24 protein-coding genes and 1 tRNA gene are annotated in these 23,497 nt (G+C 68.6%); 2 read left to right on the top strand and 23 right to left on the bottom strand.

The annotated features are described in order from the left end of the window. Positions 1-47 precede the first annotated feature (47 nt). From rho to AB0N17_RS26100, 7 genes are all read right to left on the bottom strand, one after another. Positions 48-2,054, bottom strand: a complete 2,007-nt coding sequence (gene rho / locus AB0N17_RS26130) for a transcription termination factor Rho (protein ID WP_366013917.1) — start codon at positions 2,052-2,054, stop codon at positions 48-50. A 404-nt stretch (positions 2,055-2,458) separates the two neighbouring features. Continuing rightward, positions 2,459-3,376: a homoserine kinase gene (thrB, locus tag AB0N17_RS26125; protein WP_366013916.1), complete on the bottom strand. Its 918-nt coding sequence runs from the start codon at positions 3,374-3,376 to the stop codon at positions 2,459-2,461. Positions 3,377-3,612: 236 nt separating this feature from the next. Beyond that, complete coding sequence (gene thrC / locus AB0N17_RS26120; RefSeq protein WP_366013914.1) at positions 3,613-4,671, bottom strand: threonine synthase; 1,059 nt, start codon at positions 4,669-4,671, stop codon at positions 3,613-3,615. Between the two features lie 6 nt (positions 4,672-4,677). Continuing rightward, complete coding sequence (locus AB0N17_RS26115) at positions 4,678-5,970, bottom strand: homoserine dehydrogenase (RefSeq protein WP_366013912.1); 1,293 nt, start codon at positions 5,968-5,970, stop codon at positions 4,678-4,680. A gap of 156 nt (positions 5,971-6,126) precedes the next feature. Beyond that, on the bottom strand, positions 6,127-7,518 hold the full coding sequence (lysA, locus tag AB0N17_RS26110; RefSeq protein WP_366013911.1) for a diaminopimelate decarboxylase: 1,392 nt from the start codon (positions 7,516-7,518) through the stop codon (positions 6,127-6,129). Positions 7,519-7,570: 52 nt separating this feature from the next. Further along, the gene (nrtL, locus tag AB0N17_RS26105; protein ID WP_366013910.1) at positions 7,571-8,776 is read right to left on the bottom strand and encodes an ArgS-related anticodon-binding protein NrtL; all 1,206 of its coding nucleotides are present in this window, start codon (positions 8,774-8,776) and stop codon (positions 7,571-7,573) included. A 222-nt stretch (positions 8,777-8,998) separates the two neighbouring features. Beyond that, the gene (locus AB0N17_RS26100; RefSeq protein ID WP_366013909.1) at positions 8,999-9,553 is read right to left on the bottom strand and encodes a response regulator; all 555 of its coding nucleotides are present in this window, start codon (positions 9,551-9,553) and stop codon (positions 8,999-9,001) included. Between the two features lie 166 nt (positions 9,554-9,719). On the opposite strand from AB0N17_RS26100, the gene AB0N17_RS26095 reads away from it, so the two are divergent. After that, a tRNA-Arg gene (locus AB0N17_RS26095) sits at positions 9,720-9,791 on the top strand. 222 nt (positions 9,792-10,013) lie between these two features. Here AB0N17_RS26095 and AB0N17_RS26090 read toward each other — a convergent pair. Both AB0N17_RS26090 and AB0N17_RS26085 read right to left on the bottom strand, forming a co-directional pair. After that, entirely contained in the window at positions 10,014-10,391 is a 378-nt protein-coding gene (locus tag AB0N17_RS26090; RefSeq protein ID WP_366013908.1) for a hypothetical protein, read from the bottom strand. 181 nt (positions 10,392-10,572) lie between these two features. Beyond that, positions 10,573-11,478, bottom strand: a complete 906-nt coding sequence (locus AB0N17_RS26085) for a nuclease-related domain-containing protein (RefSeq protein ID WP_366013907.1) — start codon at positions 11,476-11,478, stop codon at positions 10,573-10,575. Between the two features lie 557 nt (positions 11,479-12,035). Between AB0N17_RS26085 and AB0N17_RS26080 the strand changes: the two genes are divergently transcribed. Next, the gene (locus AB0N17_RS26080; RefSeq protein ID WP_366013906.1) at positions 12,036-12,767 is read left to right on the top strand and encodes a hypothetical protein; all 732 of its coding nucleotides are present in this window, start codon (positions 12,036-12,038) and stop codon (positions 12,765-12,767) included. A gap of 172 nt (positions 12,768-12,939) precedes the next feature. Here AB0N17_RS26080 and AB0N17_RS26075 read toward each other — a convergent pair whose 3' ends face one another. The 14 genes from AB0N17_RS26075 to AB0N17_RS26010 all read right to left on the bottom strand — a co-directional run bounded on the left by AB0N17_RS26075 (position 12,940) and on the right by AB0N17_RS26010 (position 23,472). Beyond that, positions 12,940-14,217: a hypothetical protein gene (locus tag AB0N17_RS26075; RefSeq protein WP_366013905.1), complete on the bottom strand. Its 1,278-nt coding sequence runs from the start codon at positions 14,215-14,217 to the stop codon at positions 12,940-12,942. 508 nt (positions 14,218-14,725) lie between these two features. Further along, positions 14,726-16,099, bottom strand: a complete 1,374-nt coding sequence (locus AB0N17_RS26070) for a site-specific integrase (RefSeq protein ID WP_366013904.1) — start codon at positions 16,097-16,099, stop codon at positions 14,726-14,728. Further along, on the bottom strand, positions 16,096-16,290 hold the full coding sequence (locus tag AB0N17_RS26065; protein ID WP_366013903.1) for a helix-turn-helix domain-containing protein: 195 nt from the start codon (positions 16,288-16,290) through the stop codon (positions 16,096-16,098). Before AB0N17_RS26065 ends, AB0N17_RS26070 begins: the two co-directional genes overlap by 4 nt. After that, positions 16,266-17,585 carry a replication initiator gene (locus tag AB0N17_RS26060; RefSeq protein WP_366013902.1) on the bottom strand — a complete coding sequence of 440 codons (1,320 nt, stop codon included), beginning with the start codon at positions 17,583-17,585 and terminating at the stop codon, positions 16,266-16,268. Before AB0N17_RS26060 ends, AB0N17_RS26065 begins: the two co-directional genes overlap by 25 nt. A gap of 133 nt (positions 17,586-17,718) precedes the next feature. Next, on the bottom strand, positions 17,719-17,976 hold the full coding sequence (locus AB0N17_RS26055; RefSeq protein ID WP_366013901.1) for a SpdD protein: 258 nt from the start codon (positions 17,974-17,976) through the stop codon (positions 17,719-17,721). Positions 17,977-17,990: 14 nt separating this feature from the next. After that, entirely contained in the window at positions 17,991-18,185 is a 195-nt protein-coding gene (locus AB0N17_RS26050; RefSeq protein ID WP_154823309.1) for a hypothetical protein, read from the bottom strand. A gap of 9 nt (positions 18,186-18,194) precedes the next feature. After that, on the bottom strand, positions 18,195-18,386 hold the full coding sequence (locus AB0N17_RS26045) for a mobile element transfer protein (protein ID WP_366013900.1): 192 nt from the start codon (positions 18,384-18,386) through the stop codon (positions 18,195-18,197). Further along, on the bottom strand, positions 18,386-18,577 hold the full coding sequence (locus AB0N17_RS26040) for a hypothetical protein (protein WP_366013899.1): 192 nt from the start codon (positions 18,575-18,577) through the stop codon (positions 18,386-18,388). Before AB0N17_RS26040 ends, AB0N17_RS26045 begins: the two co-directional genes overlap by 1 nt. A gap of 19 nt (positions 18,578-18,596) precedes the next feature. Continuing rightward, positions 18,597-19,214 carry a DUF2637 domain-containing protein gene (locus tag AB0N17_RS26035; RefSeq protein WP_366013898.1) on the bottom strand — a complete coding sequence of 206 codons (618 nt, stop codon included), beginning with the start codon at positions 19,212-19,214 and terminating at the stop codon, positions 18,597-18,599. 195 nt (positions 19,215-19,409) lie between these two features. Further along, the gene (locus AB0N17_RS26030; protein ID WP_366013897.1) at positions 19,410-20,720 is read right to left on the bottom strand and encodes an FtsK/SpoIIIE domain-containing protein; all 1,311 of its coding nucleotides are present in this window, start codon (positions 20,718-20,720) and stop codon (positions 19,410-19,412) included. Between the two features lie 4 nt (positions 20,721-20,724). Next, positions 20,725-21,075 carry a hypothetical protein gene (locus AB0N17_RS26025; RefSeq protein WP_366013896.1) on the bottom strand — a complete coding sequence of 117 codons (351 nt, stop codon included), beginning with the start codon at positions 21,073-21,075 and terminating at the stop codon, positions 20,725-20,727. A 124-nt stretch (positions 21,076-21,199) separates the two neighbouring features. Beyond that, positions 21,200-21,928 carry a GntR family transcriptional regulator gene (locus tag AB0N17_RS26020; RefSeq protein ID WP_366013895.1) on the bottom strand — a complete coding sequence of 243 codons (729 nt, stop codon included), beginning with the start codon at positions 21,926-21,928 and terminating at the stop codon, positions 21,200-21,202. An 88-nt stretch (positions 21,929-22,016) separates the two neighbouring features. Beyond that, complete coding sequence (locus AB0N17_RS26015; RefSeq protein WP_366013894.1) at positions 22,017-22,454, bottom strand: ATP-binding protein; 438 nt, start codon at positions 22,452-22,454, stop codon at positions 22,017-22,019. A gap of 277 nt (positions 22,455-22,731) precedes the next feature. After that, positions 22,732-23,472 carry a GntR family transcriptional regulator gene (locus AB0N17_RS26010; RefSeq protein ID WP_366013893.1) on the bottom strand — a complete coding sequence of 247 codons (741 nt, stop codon included), beginning with the start codon at positions 23,470-23,472 and terminating at the stop codon, positions 22,732-22,734. Positions 23,473-23,497 lie beyond the last annotated feature (25 nt).

The raw sequence follows: 23,497 nt of genomic DNA, 5'->3' as shown, positions 1-23,497 counted from the left end.
GCCCCCCGTCACTTTCGTGACGGGGGGCGGCCCTGGCTTCCTTGCGCTCAGTCGCCGTTGCCCGGGGTCGGCGTCGTCTTCTGAATCTGCATCAGGAACTCGACGTTCGACTTGGTCTGCTTCATCTTGTCCAGCAGCAGCTCGATCGCCTGCTGCTGGTCCAGCGCGTGCAGCACCCGACGGAGCTTCCAGACGACGGCCAGCTCCTCGTTGCCGAGCAGGATCTCTTCCTTACGGGTACCGGACGCGTCCACGTCCACCGCCGGGAAGATGCGCTTGTCGGCGAGCTTGCGGTCGAGCTTGAGCTCCATGTTGCCCGTGCCCTTGAACTCCTCGAAGATCACCTCGTCCATGCGGGACCCGGTGTCCACGAGAGCCGTGGCCAGGATGGTCAGCGAACCGCCGTCCTCGATGTTGCGCGCCGCACCGAAGAACCGCTTCGGCGGGTACAGCGCGGTCGAGTCGACACCACCGGACAGGATGCGGCCGGAGGCCGGCGCCGCCAGGTTGTAGGCGCGGCCCAGACGCGTGATGGAGTCCAGCAGGACGACCACGTCGTGACCCAGCTCGACGAGTCGCTTGGCGCGCTCGATGGCCAGCTCGGCGACCGTGGTGTGGTCCTCGGCCGGGCGGTCGAAGGTCGAGGAGATGACCTCGCCCTTGACCGACCGCTGCATGTCGGTGACCTCTTCCGGACGCTCGTCGACGAGGACGACCATCAGGTGGCACTCGGGGTTGTTGTGCGTGATCGCGTTGGCGATCGCCTGCATGATCATGGTCTTGCCGGTCTTCGGCGGGGCCACGATCAGACCACGCTGGCCCTTACCGATCGGCGACACGAGGTCGATGATGCGGGTGGTGAGCACGCCCGGGTCCGTCTCCAGGCGGAGGCGGTCCTGCGGGTAGAGCGGGGTCAGCTTGTTGAACTCCGGGCGGCCACGGCCGTGTTCGGGCGCCATGCCGTTGACGGAGTCGAGGCGGACCAGCGCGTTGAACTTCTCGCGGCGCTCGCCGTCCTTCGGCTGACGGACCGCACCGGTGACGTGGTCACCCTTGCGCAGGCCGTTCTTGCGGACCTGGGCGAGGGAGACGTACACGTCGTTCGGGCCCGGCAGGTAGCCGGAGGTCCGGATGAAGGCGTAGTTGTCGAGGATGTCCAGGATGCCCGCGACCGGGATCAGGACGTCGTCCTCGGCGAGCTGCGGCTCGGGGGCCATGTCGTCACGGCCGCGACGGCCACGGCGGTCGCGGTAGCGGCCGCGCCGGCCACGACGGCCGCCGTCGAAGTCGTCGTCGTCCTGCGGGCCGGCGTTGCGGTCCTGACGGCCGCCGCCCTGCTGCTGGCCCTGCTGCTGGCGGTCCTGACGGCCGCCGCCCTGCTGGTCGTCGCCCTTGCCGCGGCGGTCGCGGTCCCGGCCGCGCTCGCGGCGGTCACGGCGGCCACGGCCCTCGCCGTCACCCGCGTCGCCCCGGGCGTCGCCCTGCTGCTGCGGCTGCTGGCCGGACTGGGCCGGGGTCTCGGCCTTCGGCTCGCTCTTCGCCTCGGCGGCGACGGTCTCGGCGCTGCCCGCGGCGGGGCTGCCGGCGTCGGCGGTGGCACGGCGGCGACGACGCTCGGTCGGGGCGTCGTCGGAGGCCGGCTGGCCGGGGATCTCGATCTGCTGCTGGGCCACGGCCTTCTCGGCGGGGGCCTCGGCCTTCGCCTCCGCCTTCTTCTCGGCGGCGCCCTCGCCGGTGCGGGCCTTGGAGGTGGCCCGGCGCTTCGGCTTGGTCTCGGTGGCGTCCGAGGCGGGGGAGGACGCGGCCTTGGCGGCGCCCCCTGCGGCCTGCGCCTCCTTGATGACCTCGATCAGCTGGCTCTTGCGCATACGCGCGGTGCCCCTGATGCCGAGGCCCGAGGCGACCTGCTGCAGCTCGGCCAGCACCATGCCCTCGAGGCCGGTACCGCGGCGCCGCCGGGAGCCGGCACCGCTGGCAGGCGCGGAGGCGTCCGTGGCGGGCGCGGCAGCGGTCTCCTCGACACGTGCGCCCATCAGATCGGTGGTGTCGCTCACGAAGGGTCCTTCCCTGGAGCGGACGTCGGCCTGTCTGGCTCGGCGACCGGTTGTGCTGTCCGGCTACGGTCCTTGTCTTCGGTGAACCGTGCCGGGGCGGTGGTCCGCCAAAGCGGCGGAAGAGATGTGCGGTGATGGCGCTTCCGCGAGCCGTGGCACCCTGTGTCACTTGGCGTGGTAGCACCTGTTCCGAAGCGTGCCCGGCGGCCCGCTCAATGCCCGCGTACGACGTACTGCCCAGGTACGGCGCAAGGGACACGGAGTGGCGCGGGAGACTCCCGGAAGAATGTCTGTCCCGGACTGGGACACGAAGCACCTCGCCATGGTGGGGTCGGGTGCAGACTTGAGGTTAACACTACCGGATCCAACAAACATTCCCCCTCTCCAAATCCGGCAACCGTGTGTCAGGTCGCAAGCGGCAGCACGCTCGCTCCCTGCATGTCGAGGTCCAGCCGGTTGGCGGCCCAGCCCTCACCCGCGAGGTGAGAGACCTTGTCGGCGCTGTCGGCGTCGGCCAGGGCCATGACGGTGGGCCCGGCGCCGGAGATCACGGCCGGGATCCCGTCGGCGCGCAGCCGCTCCACCAGCGCGGCGCTCTCCGGCATCGCCGGGGCGCGGTACTCCTGGTGCAGGCGGTCCTCGGTGGCGGGCAGCAGCAGCTCGGGGCGCCGGGTGAGGGCCTCGACGAGCAGGGCGGCACGGCCCGCGTTGGTGGCGGCGTCGACGTGCGGCACGGTGCGCGGCAGCAGGCCGCGCGCGGTCTCGGTCAGGACCGGCTTTCCGGGCACGAAAACCACCGGAACGATGGAATCGTCCGGCTCCATCCTGATGGCGCGGGCGGTGCCGGCCTCCATCCAGGAGAGGGTGAAGCCGCCGAGCAGACAGGCGGCCACGTTGTCCGGATGGCCCTCGATCTCGGTGGCCAGCTCCAGCAGGGCGGCGTCGTCGAGGCGGGCCTCACCGCCTATGGTCACGGCGCGGGCGGCGACGATGCCGGCGCAGATGGCGGCGGAGGAGGAGCCCAGGCCCCGGCCGTGCGGGATGCGGTTGGCGCAGACGATCTCCAGGCCGCGGGGCTGCCCGCCCAGCAGGTCGAAGGCGGTGCGCAGGGAGCGGACGAGAAGGTGGCTCTCGTCACGCGGCAGGGTCTCGCTGCCCTCGCCCGCGATGTCGATGTGCAGCCCGGAGTCGGCCACCCGGACGACGACGTCGTCGTACAGCCCCAGCGCGAGGCCGAGGGCGTCGAAGCCCGGGCCGAGATTGGCGCTGGTGGCGGGAACGCGCACCCGGACGGCGGCGGCGCGGAACGCTGGACCGGCCATCGCTCGTTGACTCTCCTTGAGCTGCGTGATTGTCGAAGACATTCGATGACATTCGATACGTACGTGGAGACCCTCGGGCCGCGCAGACGGCGCGGCGTCGCCCTTCATGCGCGGGCATATGCGGGGCGGGTTAGGTACAGCCTATCGAAGGAAGGTTCTGTGGCGACATAGGGCGCACAGGAGGCGCACGATGCGTGTCGTAAGCCCCCTGTGCACCCCTCACAGGGAATACCCGGTCAGGCCAGCCCGAGGCGCTCGGCCGCGGTGGCCGCGTCGACCGGGACGGTGACCGGCTGCGGGGCGCCGGCGACGGCCCAGTCGGGGTCCTTCAGGCCGTTGCCGGTGACGGTGCACACGATGCGCTGGCCCGGGTCGACCTTGCCCTGCTCGGCGGCCTTGAGCAGACCGGCCACGGAGGCGGCGGAGGCGGGCTCCACGAAGACGCCCTCCTGCGCGGCCAACAGCCGGTAGGCGCGCAGGATCTCACGGTCCGTCACCTCGTCGATGGCACCGCCCGACTCGTCGCGCGCGGCGAGGGCGTACTGCCAGGAGGCGGGGTTGCCGATGCGGATCGCGGTGGCGATGGTCGAGGGGTCCTTGACGATCTCGCCGCGCACGATCGGGGCGCTGCCGGAGGCCTGGAAGCCCCACATGCGCGGGGTCCTCGTGGAGACGCCGTCGGCGGCGTACTCCTTGTAGCCCTTCCAGTAGGCGGTGATGTTGCCCGCGTTGCCGACCGGGAGGACGTGGATGTCGGGCGCGTCGCCGAGCATGTCCACGATCTCGAAGGCGGCCGTCTTCTGGCCCTCGATCCGCACCGGGTTCACCGAATTGACCAGCGCCACCGGGTAGTTCTCGCTCAGCGCGCGGGCGAGCGTGAGGCAGTCGTCGAAGTTGCCGTCGACCTGGAGGATCTTCGCGCCGTGCACGAGGGCCTGGCCCATCTTGCCGAGGGCGATCTTGCCCTGCGGCACGAGCACGGCGGAGACCATGCCGGCCCGGACGCCGTACGCGGCCGCGCTGGCGGAAGTGTTGCCGGTGGAGGCGCAGATGACCGCCTTGGCACCTTCCTCCTTGGCCTTGCTGATGGCCATGGTCATGCCGCGGTCCTTGAAGGACCCCGTCGGGTTCGCGCCCTCGACCTTGAGGTGGACCTCGCAGCCGGTGCGCTCGGAGAGCACCTGCGCGGGCACGAGGGGCGTGCCGCCCTCACGGAGCGTCACGACCGGCGTGGTGTCGGATACCGGCAGCCTGTCCCGGTACTCCTCGATGATTCCGCGCCACTGGTGGGTCATTGCTGGTTACTCTCCTTCAACCCGCATGATGCTGGCGACACCCCGCACGGTGTCGAGCTTGCGCAGTGCCTCGACGGTCCCGGTGAGGGAGGCGTCGGAGGCCCGGTGGGTGACGACGACGAGGGAGGCCTCGCCGTCCTTGCCCTGCTGACGGACGGTGTCGATGGACACCCCGTGCTCGGCGAACACGGTCGCCACCTGGGCGAGCACGCCCGGCTTGTCCGCGACGTCGAGGCTGATGTGGTACCGCGTGACGACGTCGCCCATCGGGGAGACGGTCAGCGCGGCGTAGGCGGACTCGCCGGGTCCGGTCGAGCCGCCGAGCCGGTTGCGGCAGACGGCCACGATGTCGCCGAGGACGGCGGAGGCGGTCGGGGAGCCGCCGGCGCCGGGACCGTAGAACATCAGCTGCCCGGCCGCGTCGGACTCCACGAAGACGGCGTTGTACGCGCCGCGCACGGAGGCGAGCGGGTGGGTCAGCGGGATCATCGCCGGGTGCACGCGCGCGGTGACGGAGCCGCCGTCCGCCGACCGCTCGCAGATGGCGAGCAGCTTGATGGTGCAGCCCATCTCCTTCGCCGAGCGGAAGTCGGCGGAGGTGACCTCGGTCATGCCCTCGCGGTAGACGTCGTCGAGACGCACGCGCGTGTGGAACGCGATCCCGGCGAGGATGGCGGCCTTGGCGGCGGCGTCGAACCCCTCGACGTCGGCGGTCGGGTCGGCTTCCGCGTACCCGAGCGCGGTGGCCTCGTCGAGCGCCTCCTGGTAGCCGGCACCCGTGGAGTCCATCTTGTCGAGAATGAAGTTGGTCGTCCCGTTGACGATCCCCAGCACCCGGTTGACCTTGTCGCCGGCGAGGGACTCGCGCAGCGGCCGGATCAGCGGAATGGCACCGGCGACGGCGGCCTCGTAGTACAGGTCCTTGCCGTGCTCCCCGGCCGCGGCGTGCAGCGCGGCGCCGTCCTGGGCGAGCAGCGCCTTGTTGGCGGAGACGACCGACGCCCCGTGCTCGAAGGCGGTGGTGATGAGGGACCGGGCGGGCTCGATGCCCCCGATGACCTCGACCACCACGTCGATGTCGCCGCGTTTGACGAGGGCGGTGGCGTCGGTGGTGATGAGGCTCGGGTCGATACCCTCGCGCACCTTGCTCGGACGCCGGACCGCGACCCCCGCCAGCTCCACGGGCGCCCCGATCCGGGCGGCGAGGTCGTCGGCGTGCGTCGTCATGATGCGCGCCACCTCTGAGCCGACCACTCCACAGCCCAGCAGCGCCACCTTCAGCGGACGCGTACGCATCATCCGACCTCGTTTCCTCATACCGTCTACGGTTGAACCAGTCTCACTCACCGGACGGGAGTTTCTACCCTTCGTCCGGATCGTGAGACGTCTATTTCATTTTGCCGGGACGGGAAGACCGAAGATCTTCCCGTCCCTGTTTTGGTCCCGTCGTGGGGGTCACCCGACGTCGAGCCGCAGGAGGTCCTCCTCCGTCTCGCGCCGCACGATCACCCGGGCCTCGCCGTCCTTCACGGCGACGACGGGCGGCCGGAGCACATGGTTGTAGTTGCTGGCCATGGACCGGCAGTACGCCCCGGTGGCCGGTACGGCGATCAGGTCGCCCGGCGCCAGGTCGGCGGGCAGGAACGCGTCCTTGACCACGATGTCCCCGCTCTCGCAGTGCTTGCCGACGACGCGGACGAGCATGGCGTCGGCGTCACTCGTCCGGGAGACCAGTGCGACGCTGTACTCGGCGTCGTACAGGGCCGTCCGGATGTTGTCGGACATGCCCCCGTCGACGGAGACGTACGTCCGCAGCCCCTCCAGCGGCTTGACGGTGCCGACCTCGTACAGGGTGAAGGCGGTCGGCCCGACGATCGCGCGCCCCGGTTCGACGGAGATACGCGGCGTCCGGAGCCGGGCGGCCTCGCACTCCCGGGTGACGATCTCGTTGAGCGCCTTGGCGATCTCGTGCGGCTCACGCGGATCGTCGTCGCTGGTGTACGCGATCCCGAGCCCGCCCCCGAGGTCGATCTCGGGCAGCTCGACCCCGTGCTCGTCCCGGATGTCCTTGAGCAGTCCGACGACCCGGTGGGCGGCGACCTCGAACCCGGACATGTCGAAGATCTGCGACCCGATGTGCGAGTGGATCCCGATCAGCTCCAGCCCGTCGAGCTGCAGCGCCCGCCGCACGGCCTCGGCGGCCTGCCCGCCGGCCAGCGGGATCCCGAACTTCTGGTCCTCATGGGCGGTCGCGATGAACTCGTGCGTGTGGGCCTCGACGCCGACGGTGATCCGGATCTGCACCTTCTGCCGCTTGCCGAGCGACTGCGCGACATGGGCGACCCGCACGATCTCCTGGAAGGAGTCGAGCACGATCCGCCCGACACCGCTCTCGACGGCCCGGGTGATCTCCGCCACGGACTTGTTGTTGCCGTGGAAGGCGATGCGCTCGGCGGGCATGCCGGCGGACAGCGCGGTCACCAGCTCACCACCGGAGCACACGTCCAGATTGAGCCCCTCCTCCTCCAGCCACCGCACGACGGCCCGGGAGAGGAACGCCTTGCCCGCGTAGAAGACGTCGGCGTCGGCGCCGAAGGCGGTGCGCCAGGCCCGCGCACGGGCGCGGAAGTCGGCCTCGTCGAGGACGTAGGCGGGGGTCCCGTACTCCTCGGCGATCGCGTTCACGTCGAGGCCGCCGACGGTGACGACCCCCTCGTCGTTCCGGCTGACGGTCTGGGCCCACACCTTGGCGTCGAGGGCGTTGAGGTCGGTGGGCGGCGCGGAGTAGTGCCCCTCGGGCAGGACGTCGGCGTGACGGGGCCCGGCGGGATGGGCGGAACGGCTCATGACGTGACTCTCAGACTCTCTGTCTCTCCGGGGCGCATCTGCTCAGGCGCCCTCAGAGATGTTCGGGTGCGTCGATGCCGAGCAGGGACAGGCCACCGGCCAGCACCGTCCCGGCGGCTTCGGCAAGAGCGAGCCGGGCACGGTGGGCGGCCGAGGGTTTCTCCTCACCGCAGGGCAGCACGGAAGGCAGCAGGGGCAGCACGGCATCGGCAACGGTGACGAGATGCCGGGCAAGCCGATCCGGGGCACGGTGGGTGGCGGCCGCGGCGAGAATGCGGGGGTGGTCGGCGAGGGGGGTGAGGAGGGGGCGGGCCTGGGCGGGGGCGGGGGGTCGCAGGGGCCCGGGAGTGGGGCTCGGGATCTCGGCGGGGCCGGGGGTCCGGGGCTTCACGGAAGCGAGCCTCGGAGCCTCCGTGGTAACGGGTTCCGGAGCCGCCACGGAGCCCACAGCCGTCACGGAGCCCACAGCCGCCACGGAGGCCATACCCGCCACGGAGCCCACAGCCGTCACGGAGGCCACACCCGCCAGGGACTCGGAATCGCAGGCTTCCACGGGACCGGGCTCGGCGGCGAAGCCCAGCCGGGCGGCGTTGCGACTGACGGACCGGATGCGGGCGTGGGCGTACCGGACCCGGAACAGCGGATTGCCCTCCCGCTGCACGAGATGGTCGGCGGTGATCCGGGGCCGGTCGTGCGGCGCGGGATGGAGCAGGGCCCACCGGGCGGCGTCGGGCCCGAGCGGGGCGGGGTCCTCGGCAGCGGGCACGGGCCGCAGATTGACCGGCTCACCGTGCTCGACGGTGGCACGCCCACCCTGTGTGGCGACGATCCGTACGACGGCGTCCGCGACGACCTCGGCCCGGACCTCGTACGGCACCCGGAGCTCGACGACCTGCCCGGCGAGGGCGTCACCGTGCCCGTACTCGGCACCCCGGGCGCGGATCTCGCGGACGAGCCCGGTGACGGGGTCGGCCTGCACGTCAAGACTGATGTTGAGGAACCCGGGCCCGGTGACGACGACGTCCCGGACGCCTTCGGCGTCGACGAGACGGCTCCGCAGAATCTCGGCGACCCGGAGCGGCGGCACCCCGGCCGGCCGGGCGAGCTGCAGGGCGACGGTGGTGGCGTAGTCCCCACACCCTCCGGGCCCCGGCTCACCCACCACGACCCGCTCGGGCACGCTCACATTCAGCTCCCCCTCATCGACAGCACGACGCACCGCGTGCAACACGGTGCGGGAGAGCTCGACGGGGGTCACGGGACAAGCGTAGGGGAGGAGGGGGGTGGGTATGCGAGGCGGTTTCGGGTTGTGGGACGGGTGGGGGCGTTTGGGTGGGGGGTCGGGGGTTGCGGGCCGGGGCTGCGAACCGCGGGCTGGGCGGAGACAGCCGGCACGGAGGCGGGTCACCTCACCCATGACCTCGATACGGCCACGCCAGCACCACGGGACGGACCTGCCCACCGCACCTGACCGCCGAACCTAATTATTGAAGGAGCTGATCCCACCGGAGACACCGTCGGCGATCTCATCGGCGACGGGGCCGGCGATCTCATCAGCGACGGGGTCGTCATCCCCGTCGCTCTCACCACCCGGCTGACCACCCGGCTCACCACCGGACTCCCCACGCGCCCTCTGCCCGTGCTGCTCCCTTCCCTCTCCCCCACGCTCGATCAAGTGCTTGACGAGCTGGACGAGTTCGGCGGGTTCGAAGGGCTTGGCGAGGAAGGCGTCTACGCCGACGTCGAGGCCGGTCTCGACCTCGAACTGCGTGCACGCGCTGATGATGGCGAGGGGCAGATGGTGCGTACGGGGGTCGGCGCGGAGCCGCGCGGCGGTACGCAGCCCGTCGAGCCGCGGCATGACCACGTCGAGCGTCACGACGTCGGGCCGCACCTGGTGCACGACATCCAGACACTCGGCACCATCGGCCGCGGTCACGACCTCAAGCCCTTCCAGCTCGAGGTTGACCCTGATCAACTGCCGGATGACCTTGTTGTCGTCCACAACAAGCACCCGGCCCGAAGCGCCTGGCACAACTCGAGAGTAGGCGCGCACCGGCCACCGCGTCCGGGTTTTCCCCACTTCCGCCCCCTACAGGGGACCCACCCCACCCGACCCGGGGAAACGGATTCCTGATCACCACGCCGGACCTGCTAGTGTTCTACCCGTCGCCAGGGAGCGCAGAGCCCCCCACCGACACGCCCCCGTAGCTCAGGGGATAGAGCAACGGCCTCCGGAGCCGTGTGCGCAGGTTCGAATCCTGCCGGGGGCACCTCGAAGAAGGTGCCCAAAGACCCCGCCACCAGCGAGAACGCTGAGGACGGGGTCTTCGCGTATGTGCAGGCGTGTGCGGGCCGAAGCGGCCGTATGCCGGGGTCTGTGGACGAGGCGTGGACGGGATCTTGAGGCGTTACCGCAGGTGAGCCTCGCAAAACGATGTGGCCCCGGCCCCGGGACAGGTATGGGCCACATCGCAAGGCGGTGCCGACTCCCCCTAGTCGGCGGTGACGCCCCAGTAGGCGATCTGCGCGGGCCTACCGTCGCGGTAGAGCACTGTGCAGTTCCCCCGGGCACGGTCTGGGAAGTCCAGCCGCTCGGAGTCGAGTGCGGCGTCCCACTCCTCGTAAGTGGGCCGGCCGTGAGGAGCCCACGCGCGCACCTCGTCATCGGTCAGCGGCCGCATGAACGGACCGTCATCGGTGTCCGCGGCCTCGATCACGCAAGGGAAGTCCAGCACGGAGCCCGTGCCGCCGGTGAAGATGTACTCCTGCCACTCCGGGTGGTGCCACAGTTCCTCGACGGACCGCCCCTCGAAGCCGTGGTTGTCCCGCGCCAGCTCGTCTTCCTGCTCCTGCCGGAACGCGGCCGCCAAATCACGCTGATACGGGCCCGTATGAGTCCATGCATTGCCACCCATCCGCGTCCCCTCTCCATTCGAACTGCATGTTCAAGAGCGGAGCGTAGGAGACGGCACTGACAGGGCACCCCGCCCCGACAACGGTCACAGCCTGGAGGCCACCGGGGAGGCCGGCACTTTGCTGAGACGCACCGGCTTAGGCCCGACTCCAAGCCTGGCGATGGCGAGCGACGGCGTACACCTGCTCAACCTGCTCAGCCGTCAGCACCCCCGAGAGCGGCGCCAGTGCCGCCACCTGACGCTCCTGGTACACGCGCACGCTGAGCTGTGTGGCGACCACCTTCAGATCAGTTACGCCGACAAAGACGAGCACTGGCTCCACTGGCACGGGAAAGCCGCAGTAGTGCTCAAGTACTCGCATTACTCGCTTGGCCTCCGCCCGGCTCTTGCGCGCGTAGGGCGCCGGTTTTCCGTGATCGACTTTCACGGAATCATCCCCGACCCATACGGCCCTCTTGTGGTGGTACTTCGTGTTGATGCTAAACACCCCACCAAGCCCGATGAGTAAGTGATCGATGTCCACTTTGTTAGCCAAGGGGATGGAGTGCAAGACGTGCCAACCGCGGCGCCCTAAGCGGTTCAACTCGACTCCCACTCGCCGCTCCCCCGCTAATCCTTTTCGCCAGGAGTCCCACTCCGTGGGTCGCCGAAGAAGCCGTGAGACCACTCGCTCCAATAGCCCCGGGCCGGATTCATCGAGCAGATCACGCAAGGACTGCCCGGGAGGGTTGACGGCCAGGTCGTCGGCCGGCGTCAGAGGCGGCAGTATCGGACGCACTTCAGCCTCGGGCGTCCTATCTGGCGGAACCGTCTCGGTGAGGTCCTGTAAGTGCTGCTTCAGCACGGCGAGCACGTCGTGGTGATACTCGGCCCTCATGACCGTGATGTCCCCTGTCCTGACGTCCGCCCAGCCGACCGCGGTGCCGTCCGGCAGATTGGCGTACAGACGATCATGTCCGTACCGCTTCCAGCGCGTGATGTGCAGCTCCACAAAGCCCCCCCTGTGCTCTCGCCTCTCGCCCTTGCCGACTATGGACCTCATCGGCGTCCGCTTGGACAGGATCCCGGCATAGTGCCCGGTTGTCCGTGCCGTATTGAGTCGAGGTAGTGAGCGCGACCGGCTGCGCGTCCGAGACACTGCAGTGCTTCCTCAGTCGTCCCAGGTGGTCGACGTACTCGGGGCCCGCCCCTTCCATCGGTAGGGCGGGCTTCCTCGCGTTCCGGCAACAACAGCACACATGCCCCGCACGACTGTCACAGTATCCCCACCAACTCCTGCCACTCCTGAGGGGAATCGTGCGCCGCACCGTCTCGGCCATCGCTCTACTCTCCTGTCTACCTCTCGCCGCCTGCGCGTCTCCTCACAAGCCATCTGCTGCGCCTGGCGTCCGATCGGCCCCCTCACCGCCGTCAGCCACGAGCAGCGCAACGCCGACAGCAGCAGGTGACGGTGGTGGTGTCTGCACGATCTACCTATACGGGCACGCCGCCCGTGCCGAGGTACACAGCAGCGGGGGGTCCAATCCGGCGGCCGAGTGCGGCAGCCTCGCCTCTTCCCTGTCCACGGGTGGAGAGTTCTGGACCAGGCAAGCCGTTGCCGTGCAGGGTCTCGTACCCGCGGTCTGCGCTGCGCAGAAGAACGACGTCGTGGTTGTGGTCCGCGACACCAACGGCCAGATATTCGGGCAGAGCGTGTGTAGCGCCCTACTCCAAGGCGGCTGGACTGAAAACGCGCAGGCGGAGCGGACCGCGCAGCAGCAGGACCAGGCGACGGTTCGTGCAAGCGCTCAGGCCAGTGCGCAGGCGGCGGACCAGCAAACGGCGCAGGACGCGCTCACAGCGCTTCAGGGCTCCAACAGCTCATTCACCAACGCCAAGTCGGTGCGCAGCGACGTCGGGACAGCCGACAAGGACCTCGCGCAGGAACGGAAAGACGCCAAGGGCGGAAATGGCGAAGACTGCTACAACGTGGAGAACGTAGTCGGCTACGACGCCGAGAACGTCGTCGGGTACGACGTGACTGTCACGGGCAGCTATGACGTAGATCAAGAGAAGCAGGCAATCACTGGGCTCCGATCTCAGATCACCGCTCTCAAGAACGCGCAGACAGCCCTCACTGCTGACGGACTACCCACGCTGTCCGGTGCCGGCACCGTCATTGCCACAGCGGAAGCACACATCACCACCGCGATCACCACCACGAACAAGGCCATCGACCACCTCAACGCCGACATGCAGACCGCGTACAGCATCGCCAACGCGCTTGGTACCGGCGAATGCGCCAATACCGGCCCTGGTAAGGCGCCAGTGGGGATTTCACACATTTCTTGAACGAGTCCGGGCCTCAGTCTGCTAGGGCCTGTCCGGCCCATCGTGTGACTGCCCTGCGCTCGGATCGTTGCTGCTGCACGGGGCCCCGCCCCACGTCCACATCAAAGATCCGGCGAAGTAGTCGCGTGAATCCACCGGGCAAGACCTTGATTCACGGCACAGTCCGTTGCCGTTACTGCCGCGTGCGAAGCTCAGCTCGCCCCCGCCCCGTCTCCCATACCGTTCTGAGCTGTGGCACCAACTGTGCCCCCAAGTCATGCTCCGCTTTCGCCGACCGGGCCAGCAACTTGCGCGCGCTGCTATACGGCAACTGGTCGATGACCCACCCCCACAGCCGGCCGTTCACCCCCTTGAGCACCTCTTTACCGACGAGCCCAACAAGCCCGCCAGCAACGGCGCCCAGCGGACCCGCCGTCACGCCTCCCACCGCGCCTCCCACGGCCTGTGGCAACACATCGACCGCAATGTGTTGCAGGAGGTGCATCTCCTCACGCGTCGAGTCCAACGACTTCGCCACTGCGTCGGCCGCGGCGCTCAGCTCCTTGCGTGCGTCGGCGGAGTCCTCCGCCTCCTCGGAAACCGTCTCCCGGAGCCTGCGGTAGCGCTGGATCGCCTTCTTGTCCCGCAGTTCCTTGGCGTGATCAAGCAGGACGTCCGGGCCTTCCTCAAACCGCTTTATGTCCTTCAGCAGGAAGGGCAGGAACGACGGCGTCCAAGGCAACTCTGTGTCACGCCAGCCTTCCCCCGCTTCGCGGAATCGCCGACTCAGCTCGTCATAGATCGCAGCCTCCGCGGACGGCCTCGCATCCTCGGATCCGAGACCGACAGCGGTCAACATCCTGCTGCGCTTCGGGGCGAGGACCTGAGGTGCCCCCGTCAGCTGCGCGTAACCCGCGAAGACCAACTGTCCGATCAAGAACCGCGCGATCTTGACCTGATCGGCGTCGCTGGCTAGCTGCTCCTCCAATTCCTCCAGACTGGGCTCCCACTCGTACTGGACCGCCGCAAGCGTGGAGAGGATCTCTTGGCCGACCGACTCATGCACCAAGGGCCCTGCAGCAAGCCGGTTGCTGAGCTGATAGATAGCAGCTTTCTTCACTTCCCGGTACATGCCAAACTCGACGTCCACATGTACCAGGGTCTTATCGCCATGCGTGTTAAGGAGCTCCCCCAGAGAGTCGCGGAGGTCGCTCCATTGGTCGAACGTTGCATAGTAGTTGAACGCTGGCATTTGTTTGTGCATCACGACCAGGTCGAAGAAGCTCACCAGAGCGCCGATGTCGGCCTCAATCGCTCCCCAGCGCTCAGCCGCCACGGAGTCGTCATTTGGTTTGCCTGCGAGGAAGAACTGCCCGAGACGGAAGACAAGCGGATCAATCACAATTCCCAAGTCCTTTCGCACGAGCTCGTCCCACGTATCGATTCCCGAAACTTGCATGTCATAGGTCATGCCTGATCGCCTCGTTGATACTCTGCGGATCAAAAAATTCCTGTAATGGCCAGTCGTTCGGCAATCCTTGCCTGCTGACCACGTCAATCAGTCTAGGAACAGCTGTTCCCGTGCGCGATTCCTGCAGGGAAACGCGACATACCGCGTTCCCTAACCGTCCACACATCCATCACCGCCATCGCAGCAGCGACGGCCATGTGACTCTGCACATGATCGGCCGGACAGGCCCTATCTAGCGATCCGGCTCTGAACGAGTCCCAGGGTGTGGTGGACGAGTGGCTGGAGGCCTCCGGCACGCAGCGCCGTGACCAACGCCGGGTCACCAAATCCAACGAAACCTCCCTACCCAGGAGGGTTACGGGGCAGCCCATAGACAGCCAAAGGACCGCAGGGCGAGCGGCGGGGCTCAGCTCGCACTTTCTGGTTGACGCGTCGCCGCAGTTAAGGCAGGCAACGAGGGAGGCCCCAGGCAGCATGCCTAGGGCCTCGGTGTTGGGTGCAGGTTGTCTCACTCGTACTCGCGGAGCAGATCCTCGATGCGCCGGTTGGCGACGTCCTGCCGTCCGTCGAGGCACTTCGCGTAGCGGGTCAGCAGGACCTCAACGCTGTTGCCGGCGCGCTCGGCAACTTCGGTGGGATCCACTCCGGCATTCAGCCACGTCGACAGCGCCGAGTGCCGAAGGTCGTACGGCCTACTCGCGAGCGGCGAGGCCGCGACGGCCGGCGGGAGCGCCATAAGCCGGGCCTCCTGCCACACCCGGTAGTACGTCGAGGACGGGACGACCGAGCCTTTCTCGCTGAAGAAGAGCCGCCCGTCTTCCGCCGTGCCGAATGTGTCCAGGTGATCGCGCAGTACTGCGACGAGCTGGGGCGGAATGGGCACACGCCGAACATCCTCGGTCGGTCGATTCTTGAGCCCGCGGTCGTCGTGGGTCTCCCCCGAGTCGGTCCACCGCTTGCCGACCGACGGGCGAGTCCGGTGGAGTAGTGCCGTTCCCCAGCCCTGTCCGGGGAGAACGAGGTCCGTCTCCACCAGGCCGACCGCCTCAGCAGGGCGCAGACCACCGAAGTACATTGCCGCGAACAGCCCGACGAGGCGCCGGCCGCGAGCACGGCGGTAGCCGCCCACGTAGCTCACCGCCGCCAGGAGATTGCGAGCCTGCTCCGGGTTGGCGACGACGCGCGGATCGACCTGGTTCGAGACCTTGGGCTTCTGCCAGCGGACGGCCGTGATCGGGTTCTCACGCAGCTCCCCCAGGTCGACCGCGTAGTTCGCAGCGTTGACGAGGGTCCGCCGCTTCCGCCGTACGGTCTCAGCGGCTGCCGCGGCCCCGTCGAGCTTGAGCTTCAGCCCATCGAGCACGGCACGGGCCGTTGCCGGTTCAGCGAGGTCCGCCAGCGGCCGGGACGCCTTCGCCACCCAGTGAAGAACGTTCTGGATGTCATCCGGGACTTCTCGATCGTTCGGCCCCGGCAGCACGAAGGCCCAATTGCGTAACGCCCTGCGGATCTCCTCGTCGGACGGCCGTCCAGCGCGCTCCATGAGTAGTTCCATGGTCACGCTCGTCAGAGATTCGTTGATCCCATATCGCGTATTCGGTGCAGCATGGGGCCACTTCATCGCCATGTACTTGAGCGCAAAGGCGTACCACGACAGAGGGGACTTCTTCTGCTCCATCGAGGCCGGGAGACCAGTCTCCGTATCGAACTCTTCGCCGCCCCGCATAGCACTCATGAGCTTCGCTCGGTAGTGATCAGCGAGTGCCTTGGTACGGAATGAGTCCGAGAAGACGTTCCCCCCGACAGACCAGCGGACTCCGTACGAGGGTGTCTTGGTGTCCCGCTTGCGTACACCCCAGACCTTGACGTCGAGAGACTTCACGCAGCCGCCTCCAATTCCCGAAGCCACGAGGCGAAATCGCTGCGCCAGATACGCAGCTCACCGTTGGGGAGCTTGAACGCGGCCGGCCCCTCCCCCAGCTCACGCCAGCGATAGAACGTCCGGCGAGAAACGCCGCCCAGCTCGTCCAAGACCTGGCGCACAGTCATCAGCTCGTCGCGACGACCTTCCATGTCGGCTCTCCTTCCGTTCCGGGAGCAGGTTCGAGGGATGCGGCGAGCCAGGCTTCGGCGCTGGACAGGCCGGTACCGGCGAAGACCCAGTGAGCGAGGACGAGCGTGGTCTCGCCGTCCTGCGGGACTGGTGGAGCCGCTTGCGCCCGGCGCCAGTCGGCGCGCGCGTCACGGAGTGCACCGAGGGTGGTGGAGTAGCGCCGGGACTTGGTGGAGAAATGGCCGCGGAAGCCGAGCATGTGTGCCCAGGCCCGCAGGCGGAGGTCGGCCAGATCGGGCCGCGCGCCGAGGGTCCAGGCCGTACGGATGAGGCGTCGGGCGTGGTCCGTGATTCGGGCTTGGGCCAGCTCGGCGAGGAACCTGAGCGGCCGGTCCAGGGTGCCGGTCGCCGTCTCGGCGCCCTTAGTGGCGTACTTCGCGATGTACGCCGCTACGGCCCGCTCCGTCAGCTCCTGGCCGTCGTCGAAGTCGGCGGAACGGATGGGGCGGACGTCGAGCTGACGGCCGAAGACGAACGCGTGCGACCGGCCGTCCATCCTCGGTCCGTCGATGTGTGCAGCAGAGGCCGCCGCACGGATGGCGTCAGTCAGCAGCTCGCTGGTAGCCCAGGCCGGCGGGGCCGTGTCGCCGCCCTCCGGACCGTCGAGGCGGATGACCGCATGGAAATGGACGGCTCCCCGCTTCTGGTACTCCGCGACCTTGGCGAACGAGATGCGCGCATGGTGACGGAAGGCGCGTTGAGTGAGCCCGGCCCGCCTGGCGACCTCGCGGCGGAGGTAGATCGAGAAGCGCTGCCACAGGGCCCCGGCGTGCGCGTTCCAGAGCACGGCCGCTTCGTAGTCGTAGGTGTCGTGGTCGAGCGGCGAACCCAGGGCCGGGTCCGTCTCGGCATGCCGGATGCCGCAGCGGCAGTCCCGCCCACCGGAGGGGCGGTTGTGGACCGGGCCAAAGCTGGGGGCGGTGAAGGTGGCGAAGACCCGTGGGTGAGTTCCGACCTGTTCCGGCGTGCCCTTGCCGCCGCGGAGTCCGGCAGTGATCAGGTGGTAGGTGTCGCGGCGGTAGGTTTCGGCACAGGCCGCGCAGCGGGTCGCGCGGCGGTTGTTGCAGCGGACGAGGAGCTGGCCGGCGGGGAGCGAGCCGGAGTCGAGGTGATGCAGGACTCGGCCGATCTCGCCAGTGGTCGGATTGACCTCGTATTCGGTGCGGTGGCCGTCGAGGCGTACGGGGTTGGTGCAGCCACCCAGTCCGGAGAGTTGGCGGCCCAGCTCGGGCATGGTGCCGAGCGAAGCCAGCATGGAGAGTTCCGCCAGCGGTGGCGGAGTCTGCCGGGTGATGATGGGAGTTCCTTTCGGCTGTTTCTGCGGTCGGGAAGGGACGGCCCCGGGGCGACGGGATGCTTGGCGGCGTTGCTGCCGCCCCGGAGGCCGGTCAGTGCTTGTGCGCGTTGGCGACGAGAGAGCGCAGGACCACGGCGGCGATGGCCACGGACACGGCGGAGATCGCGACCGCGGCCAGGAGCGCGGTCAGCACGATGCCGACGACGACCACGGCGGCGACCGCGCCGACACCGACGCCCACGTACGGGGCCACGGGACGGCTGGCGGAGGGAGCCGGAGCCTGTACTTGCTGAGGCGTGACCGTCGTGGTCGGCAGTGTCGGAATGTCGGGCAGCTTGGGGCGGAGCATGGCGGACCTCCTTGTCACTTGTGGGTGCCATTGACGACGCCGACCCCGGAACGGGTGCCGGACTCGATGGCAGGGGCGAGGAAGGTGTGGGAGAGCCAGAAGCCGAACAGGGCGATCACGACGGCGACCCAGAGGCGGACGCCGAGGAACTTGATCGCCGCCCAGGCGATGACGCCGAGGACGAAGACGAGCGGCAGTGAGACGGTCACGGGCTCTCCTCAGCGGACGGCGCAGCGGTGCGTGCGGGCGGCCAGCTCGGCGGCGGCGCGGCTGTCGTAGTCGGTTGAGAAGCCACAGCGCGGAGCAGTGCAGGCGGCGGTGTGCTTCTCGCGACCGCGGCCGTCGTAGTACGTGGCGACTTGGACGGGGCCGATGCGGACGACCTTGCGGAAACGGCGGTTGGGCGGCATTAGCGGATCTCCTCGTCGGTCTCGCCGGTGAAGTCAGTGACGTGCTCGGCAAGCCAGTGCAAGATCTCGTCGCCCTCGTAGCTGTCGGCGGTGAGGATCACTGGCTCGGCGATCAGGACGGCTTCGGTGAGTCGGTTCTGGCGGGTCAGCTCGGCGGCGCGTTGCAGCGCGCGGAGCGTGGACGGACGCATGAAGGGGGGTTCCTCCGAGTCAGGCGAGTTGGGATGCAATGGCTTCGGCCAGTGGCAGCGGGACGCCGAGCCGGGCGCGAAGGGTCGAGGTGTCGATTGCGGTACCGGTCCGTGCGCGGTGTTCGTCGGCGACCTTGCGGGCCAGGGGGACGAGGGCGGGCGGGACGGCAGCTGTCGAGGGCGGAGCCGGTACGGGTTCCGCAGCGGGCAGTTCAGGGGCCGAGGAAGCAGCCGGGACCGTGCTCTCGCCCTGGCCCGGTGTCTCTTCGGGCTTCGGGGAGCCGTGGACGAGCAGGGTGCCGCCGAGGAAGGCGACGGCCGGCCATCCGGCGACGAGGATGCGCAGCCAGGCCGGTACGACCGCCAGGTCGAGGAGTCCGGCCGTGGCGACATTGGCGCCGAGCGACGCGGTCAGCGCGACGACGAACCAGCACCAGGCCGCCGCTTTCGTCCCGCCGGACCGGAGCCGCCGCCAGGCGGCGACCAGGAGCAGGTCAACGCTGATCGGGTAGGCCCAGGCCTTCCACCCGGCCTGTCCGGCGGCGGCAGCGAGGTCATGGAGATGGGCGAAGGACAGGGCACCGGCGATGACGGCCTGGACCAAGACCGCGTCAACGCGTAGAGCGAACCGGGCCATCAGGGCGCCTTTCCGGAGTAGTCGCGGTCGTCGTCCTCGCACAGGGGGCGCATGTCGGTTGCTCTCCCTTCTTCAGGCATGGCGGGGGTAGGGACCTGGCGCGGGACGGCCGCGCCGGCCGTGGGGTGCGTGGGCTTCTCGGGACCGAATGAGGGGCGGTGGTCGGCCAGAGGCCGCTACGGGTGTGAGCGGGACCTACGGCCGGAAGGACGTCAGCGCAGGTACGTCAGGGACGAGGTGCGCCGACTTGCGGCATGCGGCCGCAGCATCGGCGAGAGACAGGTACGGGGTACGGATGCGGGACCAGCCGCCCGAGGTGTCTCCGGCGACGGCCAGGCCGGGGCTTTCTGCGGCGATGGCGCAGGCGGCGATGGGTGCCTCAGGGGCGATGTCGCCCAACGCCATCTTGGCGGAGGCTTCGTCATTGACTCGGTGGCAGACGCGCCCGGAGAGCTGCGCGCGGAGCATGGTCGCGCCCTTGCCCAACTCGGCGCCGAAACGCTGTCCGCACACCTCCAGATAGATCCCGGCAGCACGGCCGAGCTGGGCGAGGCGGATGAGCTGAGTGACCATCTCGTCCCGTCGTTCCTCCTCCCTCCGCGTGGCGACGAGGAAGAGTTCGGCCACCTCATCGATGAACAGGACTATGGGAGCGGGACGTTCGCTCTCGGGCAGACCCCAGACGTCCGACGTGATCAACTCATCCGGAGTGCCGGGCGCGATGCCCTGCCGCGCTTTGATCAGGTCGTAACGGTCCTCCATTTCCTTCACGAGCACAGGCAGCAGATCGGCCGCCTGCCCCGGGTCGGTTGCCAGAGCGGAGAGCCGAGAGGCGAACGGCGCCAGCTCGACCCCGCGCTTACAGTCGATGCCGACCAGGACCACGTGCTGAGTCGCCAACCCAGTGAGCAAGTTACGCAGGAACATGGACTTGCCCGACAGCGTGGCCCCGAGGACGAGTTCATGCGGTACGGCTCGGTAGTCGCGTAAGAACGCTGTCGCGTCCTCCCGCAGAGCCACCGGCACCCGCAGAAACCCGGCGTCGATCCGGCGAGGCATCCGCACCTTCCGCAGGACGTCAAAGCCGACGAGCCGGAGTTCGACGACGCCGGGCTTGATGTCGCGGACGTACACAGCGTGGACGCCCCAGGCGTGCCGGAGCCGTTCAGCCGAGGCCGCGACGTCCGCCGGCTCCTGCCCCGGAGCCAGCCGCAGCCGAATCCGCAAACCGGTCGCAGTGGGCCGGATCAGGCCCCGGCGGGGCGGGACGGGCCGGATCTCACGTCGAGTGGTCGCCTTGAGGGCAAGCGCCCGCCACCGGGGTGGCTCAACCGTCAGACCGCACGCGTCCATGGTCGAGGAGTACGAGGCCACCAGCCGGGCTACCGAGACCGGCAACCCGACTGTGGACCAGTACGCCGCCGGATGAGCGTGCCGGACGTAGGCCGCACCGCCTATCGTGGCGAGCGACCCGCCCAGCTCGGACACCGTCACCAGCGTGGTCACTCGATCAGCCCGCCTGAGCCATCGGGAAGGCGCCCGACGTGACGGCGGTGGCCCGGTAGGCGATGCCGTGCCGCTGCTGGCCGTTGAACACACTTTCCCAGGGTCGGGCCACCAGCCCCGGGAGTGCGACGGGAGCGCCGACGGTCAGGCCATCCGTCACGCCGCTCTCGGGGATGGTGACCTGGATCAGTGACGACTCGCCCTCGTCGATGTAGACGACGCCGACGGTCATCAGCGCCTCCCTCGTAAGGGCGTCCTTGGCGACCTCACCTGTCTGCCGGTCGCGCACCTTCGGCGCGGGGGATTCTGTCAGCAGGATCGTGGCGGACGAAGCGTCGATGCGGATCACACGCACAGAGAATCTCTCCTTCGAAGTCGATCAACCTGCCACCTGACAAGTTGACTTAGCAAGCTCGAAGCTAGGGATGCCAGGTTGACTTGTCAAGTGAGAACGGGGGCCAAGTAGCCCCCGTCCGGGCTCAGTTCAAGCGATAGGTGTCTTCGAGTTCCTGCCGGTCCGCAGGAAGCAGCACGTCAGAGACCTGCAACGCCTGCCCCGAGGCATCACAGGCGATGACCAGGACACTGAGGACGGGCACGCCTTCGGGGAGGTCGAGAAGGCCGGCCTCCCCCTCTTCGGGAAGTCGGGCCGATACCCGTTCCGTCACATGGTCGAAGCGGACCTTCTTCCGCGCCTCCACGTACTCACGGAGACTGCCGCCCAGGACGTCACTACTCGCCAGGTCGGTGCCGTCGACCAGGTCAGCGGGGAAGTAGGACGAGACCAACTCGACGGCTTCGCCGTCCTCTTCGACGAGGAAGCGACGCATGAGCACCTTGGCGCGCTTCGGCAGGCCAAGCACGGAAGCGACGCGGGCAGGAACAGAGACTTCGCCGACCTCTACGAGGCGACCCGTAGCGCGCGACTCGTCGCGCTCCAACACGTCCCGCCCTCTACGGTCCTTCCGTTCGACGGCGGCCGGGCGGCCGCGCACGATCGTGCCGTAGCCCTGGCGAGACTCCAGCCAACCGTCCCGCTTCAGCAGCTCCAGCGCCCGAACGACGGTCGGGCGGGACATCCCGAAGGCCTGCACCAGCTGGTTCTCACTGGGGACCCGGGTGCCGGGCGGATACGTACCGTCCTCGATGCGACGCTGGATGGTCTGCGCGAGGCGTACGTACTTGGGTGCCTCCACCTCATACGCCATGAACGCCGCCCATCGAAATTGGCCAAGTCAACTGGTCAACCAGACTAGCGACACTCCCCGTGCCAGGACAGACAGGGGCGGGCATCTCTCACGACGGCCAGGCATCGGCCATCGTGAACGACACGACCGTCCCGCCGAAGCCACTCGGACCGGACCGCCACGAGTCGGCGATGGAGTCGACCAGAAGCAGACCACGTCCGTGGGCTTCGGTGGCGTCCGGCCGGCGCAGCCGCACGTGCGCCGGGAAACCGGGGTTGTGGACTTCGACCCGAAGCGAGGTCCCATCACGGAACCACTCCACCCGGACGAGCCAGGGCTCATCCGACCGGCCGTAGAAGATGGCGTTGGTCACCAACTCCGAGATCATCAGCAGGCAGTCGTCAACCGAACAGGCCGGGTCGTACGGGGCGATGAATTTCTTGAACCAGCGTCGCGCCCGGGGCACCGACTCGGGGGTCGGGTGCAAGGTCATCGCTCCGAGACGGGGTGACTCCGGGCATGGGTCACGGTCCAGCGTGTAGGCCATCCGTGCTCACTCCTTGCCGGTGCCGTCGCAGTCGAGGCACCGTCGCTTCGATGTGGCACGAGCACGGTCGTTGACGGTGGAGAGCGCCAGCGTCGTACGCGAGCTGACGCGCTTCCAACCGCGCCCCCGGCAACTCCGGCAAGCTAAGTGCGCGTCCTGTTCAGGCCGCCGACTCGTCACGCCGTGCCCCCTTCCAGTAAGTGGCCTTAGCCACTTACTGGATAGTGGCATTAGCCACTCGCGCGGTGCAAGCGGTTCGACGCAATCAGACCGACCGTCAGGTGAGCGGGTAGCCCTGTTCGAACGCCCAGCGGTGAGGCGGGTACGTCGCTTCGGCGAACTCCAGGGGACGGTCCTGCAGGTCGAAGACGACGTGATGGACGATCAGGACGGCGGATCCATGCTCCAGCTGGAGATCAGCCGCTTCCTCGTCAGTCGCGGTGCGGGCGCACATGCGGTCTTCGGCGTAGCTGCCTTGACGTCCCGTCATGTTCTCGACGTACATGAGGGTGCCCTCCTGGATCCGCTCAGGATCCATGAGCTTGGGCGCCTTCTGCCCGACCTCGGGAGCGAACCACGAGGTGGACAGCGTGATGGGGCCGTCCTGGTCGTTCGTGACGCGCCGCCGGTGCACGGCCCGCCGGTCCTTGGTCAGCCCCAGCGCCTCAGCGACGTGGTCCGGCGCCTCCAGCCAGCCGGCTGACGTGATGACCGCGTACTCACCCGAGGTGTAGATCTTCCCGGTCTGACGAGCGCGCCCGTACAGCTCTCGCGCCCTCCGGTTGACTTCCAAGCTCCGGACGTACGTACCCGATCCCTGCCTCTTCTCGACCAGGCCCTGATGACTCAGCGCCTCCAACGAGCGGGCAGCGGTCGGCCTGGACACCTTCCAGTCCGCCGCGAGTTGCCGTTCCGAGGGAACCTCGTCCCCCGGTCGCAGGTCCCCTCGAAGGATCTGGTCACGGATGAAGTGTGCGATCTGGAGATACTTCGGCTGAGCCTCCTCGATCTGAGGCATGCTCCCTCCCTATTCAACTGGCTAT

The organism is Streptomyces sp. NPDC051133, assembly GCF_040682635.1.
Taxonomy (GTDB): Bacteria; Actinomycetota; Actinomycetes; order Streptomycetales; family Streptomycetaceae; genus Streptomyces.
This window is presented reverse-complemented; position numbering and strand designations above follow the sequence as displayed.